Raw genomic sequence first — 1,145 nt, forward strand, 5'->3', positions numbered from 1 at the left:
CTATACCGCGCCTACCCCAAAACCCGAAATTTCTCGTGAGTGACGACCCTGAAGCTATCTGACACTTGGTTTCGGAAGGTTTCCCACTCGTTGGGCAGGGTCTCCCGAAAGAACCTCAGGATCGCATCTGCGAACTGCTTTTGCGTGGGGTAGTGGTGATTGTGGGTGACGCATTGGTGCATGACGGCCCATAATCGCTCGATCGGGTTCAGGTGCGGGCAGTAGGGCGGCAGTTGGATTAGGTGGATGCGGCAGTCGGGCCGAGCGAGGAATTCACGAACGTCTGGGCCCTTGTGGTAAGCAGCGTTGTCCCAGATGACATGGATGAGGCGTTTGTCGGGGTTGCGCGCCTCGATCTTGGCGAGAAGCTGTGCCGCGCTGACCCCGTCCACCGTGGTGGGTTCGACAAAGGGCGCATCGAAGTTCTCAAGGTTGAGCGCGCCATGGATGTTCACGCGCCCGCGCCCGGCGGTGGTTGTCACGGCGAGGTTTGATCCTGCCTTGACCCAGCCAAACGCAGGCTTTGTCTGATACTCGGGATGCACCGCATCGGCGAAGTATACGGCTTCATCGGCACCCAAACCGATCAGCAGTCGCTCATACATGGCAATGAATTCGGCCTGCTTCTCAGCACTTGCGACGCGCGGAAGCCCTTTCGGCTTTCGGTACTCATAGCCCAGCCGTGACAAGAGCTTGATGCAGCCCGAGTGGGAGTAGTCCATGCCATGCTGCGCCGCGATATGCGCCCTGATCTCTACGGTGGATCGACAGAAGCGTTCGTCCAGCCATGCGCAAAGCTCCGTCTCTTGAGCCGCAGTCATGCGGGACTGACCGCCCTTCCAGCCGTCGGTCGAAAGGGCGTCCCAGCCACCCTCCCGGTAGGTCTTGTACCAGCCTCGAACGGTATCATCGTCCAAGTAGAGAAACTCCGCGATGGCCTGACAGGACTTCCCATCATCAAGGAGCAAGATTGCATTGGCGCGCCTTGCAACGCCGTGGTCTTCGCGATGGCTGCGCACGCAAGCAACAAGCTCACGTCGCTCTGAAGGGGTAAGAAAACCGGGACGGATCATGTCGTTAACTGAATCGCCACCTTCTTGCACGTCAACCCTTCAAATCTCGGGTCTTCAGTGACTCCGGGTATA

Annotated in this window: 1 protein-coding gene; it reads right to left on the minus strand. The window is 58.7% G+C overall.

The window, feature by feature from the left end:
• Nucleotides 1-11 precede the first annotated feature (11 nt).
• The gene (locus tag C6W91_RS21110; RefSeq protein WP_370571606.1) at nucleotides 12-1,073 is read right to left on the minus strand and encodes an IS630 family transposase; all 1,062 of its coding nucleotides are present in this window, start codon (nucleotides 1,071-1,073) and stop codon (nucleotides 12-14) included.
• Between the last annotated feature and the right edge of the window lie 72 nt (nucleotides 1,074-1,145).

The sequence above is a fragment of the Phaeobacter sp. SYSU ZJ3003 genome (genome assembly GCF_041300735.1).
GTDB lineage: Bacteria > Pseudomonadota > Alphaproteobacteria > Rhodobacterales > Rhodobacteraceae > Phycobacter > Phycobacter gallaeciensis_A.